This is a genomic window from Fusobacterium sp., assembly GCF_030528405.1.
Classification (GTDB): domain Bacteria; phylum Fusobacteriota; class Fusobacteriia; order Fusobacteriales; family Fusobacteriaceae; genus Fusobacterium.
Window position 1 is genome coordinate 1 of the sequence record NZ_JAUMYY010000060.1, and the last position, 6,369, is coordinate 6,369.

Below are 6,369 nucleotides of genomic sequence, written 5' to 3' on the forward strand. Positions count from 1 at the left end.
TAAATAAAAGATTTGCAGAGGTAAAATCTGAAATAAATCATGTTGGTTCATTAAGTGCAGCTCTGTCGGCTTTAAAACCTATGCAATATGACCCACAAGCACCTAATCAGATAATGGCAGGTTTTGGACATTACAGAAATAAGCAATCCATAGCAGTCGGAATGAGTCATTATTTTGGTGAAAATGTTTTAATGACGGCAGGTCTTGCAATAGGTAGTGAAAGAAGAGTGAAGACTATGGCGAATGTGGGTATAGCTTGGAAGCTAGGTAAGGGTGGAAGTTCATCAACAACTAACACACCTAGTTATATAATGCAAGATGAAATGAGCAGACTTACAAGAGAAAATAATCAGCTAAAGGCTCAAGTTAATTCACAAAATGAAAGAATTAAGTCTTTAGAAGAAAAACTTGAAATGATTTTGAAAAAGAAATAATTTTAATATGGGAGAAGTTTTCTCCCATATTTTTATAAAACTAAGTTATTAAAAAAAATCTATTGCAAAGGGGGAATGAGCTTTCACATAATCTCATTAAAAATTCTATAAAAAATTAAAATAAAAAAATTATTAGGAGGTATACTTATGTGTATGAGAGAAATAGTTTTTCAAATTTTAAAAAATAGAAAATCCTCTATCACAGGAGGATTTTTATATTAATAATTTCTTTAACTGGTCACCTAAAAATGAGATAGAAAATTTTTTAGAACATTTGATACTTGATGTGCTGGGGGAATTTTGTTCGACAAAGGAATTAGTAGAATTATTTGGAATAAGCAAGACAACTTGGTATGATTTATTGGAACAAAGAAAACTTATGAGTTTTAATGTGGAGAGTAGAATAGTAATTATAAGCCGTTCACTGCTTCCATTTTTAAGAGAGGCTATGCAGGAAAGAGAGTAATAAAGATTATAGATATTAAAATAGGGCTGTTGCAAACTAAGATTTTAGAATGCAGCAGTCTTTCTATTTCAGAAAAATTTACTTAAATAAAAAATACTTTGTTTACATTAACTTAATTTTTTAATTTAATTTTAATAAGCAAATAAATATAAATTATGTTATAATAATTAAAATTAAGATTGGGAGGTTTATTATGAAAATATTAAGAAAAAAATTAGTGAAATTACTTATATTGGGTACAATTCTATCAACATTTTCTTATGCAAACACTACTATAATTGTTGAAGATGCAGCAAAAAATAAAATAGAAATAAAAAAAGAGATAAAAAAAATAGGAATAACACCTATTCCTTGGGCATCTGTTGTCTATGCTATTGATGGAGGTTCAGAAAAGATTGTTACAATGAATCCTAGCTCAATGAGAGCTTATAAAGGGCATTTTTTAGAAAAATTAGATTCAGGATTCGGAAAGATTGATACTAAGGTTGTAGGACAAAACTTTGCTATAAATTTGGAAGAGTTAATAAAATTAAATCCAGAACTTATGTTAATATGGGATAATCAAAAAGATGAAGCTGATAAATTAAAGGCACTGGGCATATCTCCAGTTATGGTGAAGAATAAAACTATAGAAGAATTACAGGATAGTATGAAAGTTGTAGGTAAGATTTTAAATAAAGAGCAAAGAGCAGAAAAATTTGTAGAACTTTATTCAAAAGTATATGAAGAAATGAAGTCTTATGAAGAACAGATTAAAAAAGCTGAGGCACCTAAGGTTTTATACTTAAAAAATTCAAAATTGGACTTACAAGGAAATGATAATTTCATAAAAGAAACTCTAAAACTATCAGGAGCAGATACTATAACAGGCAAGTCTTTATCGATGGAAGAAATAGTAAAAATAAACCCTGATATTATTTTGTTGAGCAATTTTGATCAGTTTAGCCCTGAAGATTTATATGCAAATACAATAAAAGGGCAAGATTGGAGTCAAGTTAAGGCTGTAAAGGAAAAAAGAGTTTATAAAACACCGATAGGAATTTATCGTTGGGATGCTCCAGGAGTAGAAACACCACTTATGATGCAATGGTTAGCGAAGCTAATGCAACCAGAAATTTTTAAAAATATAAAGTTTAAAGCAAATTTAAAAAAATATTTCAAAGAATATTTCAATTATACATTGACAGATGCTGACATAGACCAAATTTTAAATTATGATTTAAATAAAAATAGTAAGCCAATAAATTTGGAGTAGTAACAAATGAATAATAGCCAGTATAAATATAAAATAACAATGGTTATTGTAATTTTTATAATTACCTGTCTTTTATCGTTCTCAATAGGCAGATATTATATAGCTCCTATGGAAATTATAAAGGTTATTTTAAGTAGGATTCTCAATAAAAATATTTTTAATTCTACAGCAGAAAAAGAAGCCGTGATATTAATATTAAGATTTCCACGGATAGTGGGAGCTATTTTAGTAGGTTCTTCCCTATCTTTATCTGGTGCAACATATCAGGGAACATTTAAAAATTCACTGGTTGCACCAGATTTATTAGGAGTTTCATCAGGAGCATCTATAGGTGCAGCTGTTGCAATATTATTGCAATTTAATCCTACTCTAATACAAATATTTGCTTTTTTTGGTGGATTGATAGCTGTATCTATGACTCTAGCTATACCTAAATTTATTAAAAATCAATCGATGATAATTCTTGTACTTTCAGGAATAATTGTTTCAGGTCTTTTAACTTCTATTATGGGAATAATAAAATATGTTGCAGATCCTGAAACACAACTAGCCCCAATTACCTATTGGCAGTTGGGAAGTTTAGCAGGAATCAGTCACTCTGATTTAAAATACTCACTAGTACCTATAGCTTTGGCATCAATTTTAATTTATAAACTTAGATGGCAAATAAATATTTTATCACTTGGAGATGAAGATGCTAGAAGTTTAGGACTAGCGGTAAAAAAAATGAGAGTTCTTTTTATAATTCTTTCAACAATATTGACAGCTAGTTCGGTTTCTATGACAGGGACTATAGGATGGATAGGCTTAGTTGTTCCACATTTTGCAAGATTAATTGTAGGAGTTGACAACAGAAAGCTTATACCAACTGCATTTTTTTTAGGTGCAATTTTTTTGTTGATAATAGATACCTTGTCAAGAACAATAACAAGATCAGAAATACCTTTAAGTATCTTAACTGGAATTTTAGGAGCCCCATTTTATTTTTATTTATTATTAAAACAGAGGTTAAGATTGAGATGATATTAGAAGTTAAAAATGTATACTTTCAATATAAAGGAGAAAGGGCAACTTTAAATAATATTAATTTGAAAGTGAAAAAGGGAGAAATTCTTTCAATTTTAGGGGTTAATGGAGCAGGGAAATCTACACTTTTTAGATTAATTATGGGAATATTAGCCCCTTTAAAAGGAGAAATAAGACTAGAAGGTCAAAAATTAGAAACTTATTCGATTAAGGAGATTGCCAAAAAAATAGGCTATGTAAAGCAATATAATGATAGCAGTTATGAATATAGAGTGAAAGATTTCTTATTAATGGGCAGAGCTCCTCATCTAGGACTTTTTGAAAATCCTAAAAAAGAAGATTGGGATATAGTTTATCAAGTTATGGATAAGATAAAAATATCCCATTTAGCTGATAGGAATATGAATGAATTGAGTGGTGGAGAAAATCAACTTATATTTTTAGGAAGAACTTTAGTCCAAGATCCTAAGATTATACTTTTAGATGAGCCAACAAATCACTTAGATTTGGGCAATCAGTATAAAATATTAAAGATATTAAAAAAATTATCATCTGAGGGCTATACTATTTTAATGACGACCCATTTACCAGATCATGTTATTCTTTTAGGAGGTAAGGTAGGAATAATAAATAATCAAGGTGAATTTAAATATGGTACAGCAGAAGAAATGTTGACAGAAGAAACATTAAAAAATATCTATAAAACTCCTTTAAAAAAGGTGTATGTCAGTGATTTAGATAGAGAGGTTTGTACATTTAAGAAAATATAAAAAGGAAAGATATGTTAAGAATAGCATTTTACGGGAAAGGTGGAATAGGAAAATCTACATTGGCATCAAATGTGTCTGTAGCTTTTGCAAAAATGGGGAAAAAAGTCTTGCATATAGGTTGTGATCCAAAATCTGATTCCACAAGATTTTTTTTGAATAAAAAACAGAAAACAGTTCTTGAAATATTGGAGGAAAAGGGCGAAATAAAAAGAGAGGAAATAGTTTTAGAAGGGAAATTTGGAGTATCTTGTATAGAGACTGGAGGACCCAAAGCTGGAGTTGGATGTGCGGGTTTAGGAATATCAACAACTATGCAAGAATTAGAAAGAATAGGAATATTAAAAGAAAATTGGGATGTAATAAACTATGATGTACTAGGAGATGTAGTTTGTGGTGGCTTTGCAATTCCTATGAGAAAACATTATGTGGATAAAATTTGTATAGTGACATCTGCAGATTATATGTCTTTATATGCAGCTAATAATATTTTAAACGGAATTAAAAACTATCAAAGTGATAAAAAACCTTTAGCAGGAATATTAATAGGGAATAAAATAAACTCTGAAAATGAAAAAGAGATAATAGAAGCTTTCTCTGAATATACAAATATTAAAATAGCTGCTTTAATAAAGGAAGATTTTTCTTTTAAAATATCCGATTTTGAAGGAAAATTAATACTTGAAAGTAAAAAATTTTCAGAAAGAGAAAAGGAAATTTTAGATTTAACTAATGAAATAGTTCTTATTGAAAATGATGGAGAGCTTGTTCCTATGACAGATGAAAAATTAGAAAATTTTAGGGAAACTATATGTAGGAGAATGTTAAAATGAGTTTGAAAATAGAGTCCTTAAATGAAGCAGAGCATTCTATGAGTTTTTTAAATGGTCTGGTTGATAAAATATGGACTAGAAGGGATACTTTATTGTTAGTTGTGGGAGCAAATCCTTGTTTAAGGGCAGTGTATTTAAAGGCTATAGAAACTGGGAAGCTTAAACAGTTTAGTCACTGTGCTTTAACTAAAATGGACTACACTTTAGGTAGAGCTGAAGAGAAAATAAAAAACAAATTGCTAGAACTTACTAAATTAAGAAAGAAAGTAAAAATTTTTATATATTTTTCTTGTATGGAGATTGTTACAGCTGTAGATTTAACAAATATCATATCTGAGATAGAAGATTATGAAAAAGATATAAAAATATTTCCTATAAAAAGAGGACCTATGGTAAAAAGACATTTCTCAGCTAAAACTTACCTAGAGGAAATATTTAAAAATTTTGATAGCGAGGAAGAGCCAATAGAGCATTATGAAGAACCTGTTTTTGCAGGTGAAACAGAAATAGTTCTGTGCTCTTTGGAATATAGTCAACATAGAAAGTGTATATTACAACCTGGAGGTTGTATAAGTTGTATAAAGAGGGGAAATTATAAGATCAATAAGGATAATATATATACTACAAGATTCAATGACTTAGATATGACTTTTGGTCTGGAGAATAAGATAGTTAAGGAGAGCAAAGCTAAATTTTTAGATAAGAAAAATATAATTTTTTTTGAAACTCTTTTACCACAAGTAGTAGGCTTTAATAATGTTATATTAGAGGAATATTATTCAGATAATGATCTGAAAACACTTATGTTATCTTCAGAAGATGGAAGTCAAGCCTTTATTCTTTTAAAAAAAGCATATAAATTTATATTAGAGGATTATTTAAAAAATTGTTCCACTAATTCGGATAAAACTTTAATTTGTGGCTACTCAACTTTGGTAGGTTACTATCAAAAAATTGTTTTAGAAGAGATAAATGAGTTGGAAAATAAAGAAAAATATATTATAGAATTAAATAATAGTCTACCCTCAGAGTTATTAGTTACTAATTTAGAAGGTTTAATATTAGCAAATCTTTGGAAAGAACTTTCAGGAATCCCTTATAAAATATTTTATCCTAAAAATTTACATTTTAAACTTTCTGACTTATGTGAGGAAAGTAGAATTTTATTAGTTGGAGAGCCAATTCAAATATTGGCATATGAAAAAATATTAAAAAAAATTTACCCAAAAGCAGAAATAATTTTAAGTTTTTATCATTCAAATATAAAATTAGATATAGAAATTGAAAAATTTTTCGAGGAAAATGCTATTATTAAATGTCAGAAATTAGAAGATTTAATGGAACTTATAGATGATAGAAGTACTTTAATTGCAGATAAACAATTATTTTTTCCGTTGGCTGCAAAGTCAAAGTATAAATTCAAATTTGTAGAAATGAACTATCAATGGCTAAGTGCTGATATAAAAAATTCATAAATAACTCTAAAAAAATATTGACAAAGATTTTAGCTTATGTTATTATATGTAAGTTCGAGGGGATATAGCTCAGTTTGGGAGAGCGACGCACTTGCACTGCGTAGGTCAGCGGT

7 protein-coding genes are annotated in these 6,369 nt (G+C 28.6%); all 7 read left to right on the forward strand.

The window, feature by feature from the left end; all coding sequences use genetic code 11:
- On the forward strand, positions 1-434 hold a 434-nt coding region (locus tag Q4A58_RS07730), incomplete at its 5' end, for a YadA C-terminal domain-containing protein (protein ID WP_303118079.1).
- Positions 435-708: 274 nt separating this feature from the next.
- Entirely contained in the window at positions 709-900 is a 192-nt protein-coding gene (locus Q4A58_RS07735) for a helix-turn-helix domain-containing protein (protein WP_303115266.1), read from the forward strand.
- A 193-nt stretch (positions 901-1,093) separates the two neighbouring features.
- Complete coding sequence (locus Q4A58_RS07740) at positions 1,094-2,155, forward strand: ABC transporter substrate-binding protein (protein WP_303118081.1); 1,062 nt, start codon at positions 1,094-1,096, stop codon at positions 2,153-2,155.
- A gap of 6 nt (positions 2,156-2,161) precedes the next feature.
- The gene (locus tag Q4A58_RS07745) at positions 2,162-3,178 is read left to right on the forward strand and encodes an iron ABC transporter permease (RefSeq protein ID WP_303118083.1); all 1,017 of its coding nucleotides are present in this window, start codon (positions 2,162-2,164) and stop codon (positions 3,176-3,178) included.
- Entirely contained in the window at positions 3,175-3,951 is a 777-nt protein-coding gene (locus tag Q4A58_RS07750; protein WP_303118085.1) for an ABC transporter ATP-binding protein, read from the forward strand. Before Q4A58_RS07745 ends, Q4A58_RS07750 begins: the two co-directional genes overlap by 4 nt.
- 11 nt (positions 3,952-3,962) lie before the next feature.
- Positions 3,963-4,781: a nitrogenase iron protein NifH gene (locus Q4A58_RS07755; RefSeq protein ID WP_303118087.1), complete on the forward strand. Its 819-nt coding sequence runs from the start codon at positions 3,963-3,965 to the stop codon at positions 4,779-4,781.
- Positions 4,778-6,256: a hypothetical protein gene (locus Q4A58_RS07760; RefSeq protein WP_303118088.1), complete on the forward strand. Its 1,479-nt coding sequence runs from the start codon at positions 4,778-4,780 to the stop codon at positions 6,254-6,256. Before Q4A58_RS07755 ends, Q4A58_RS07760 begins: the two co-directional genes overlap by 4 nt.
- Positions 6,257-6,369: the final 113 nt, after the last annotated feature.

Coding starts and splice junctions, on each gene's coding strand:
- Q4A58_RS07750 (WP_303118085.1), top strand. CDS start 3,175: ATGATATTAGAAGTTAAAAATGTATACTTTCAATATAAAGGAGAAAGG.
- Q4A58_RS07740 (WP_303118081.1), top strand. CDS start 1,094: ATGAAAATATTAAGAAAAAAATTAGTGAAATTACTTATATTGGGTACA.
- Q4A58_RS07755 (WP_303118087.1), top strand. CDS start 3,963: ATGTTAAGAATAGCATTTTACGGGAAAGGTGGAATAGGAAAATCTACA.
- Q4A58_RS07745 (WP_303118083.1), top strand. CDS start 2,162: ATGAATAATAGCCAGTATAAATATAAAATAACAATGGTTATTGTAATT.
- Q4A58_RS07760 (WP_303118088.1), top strand. CDS start 4,778: ATGAGTTTGAAAATAGAGTCCTTAAATGAAGCAGAGCATTCTATGAGT.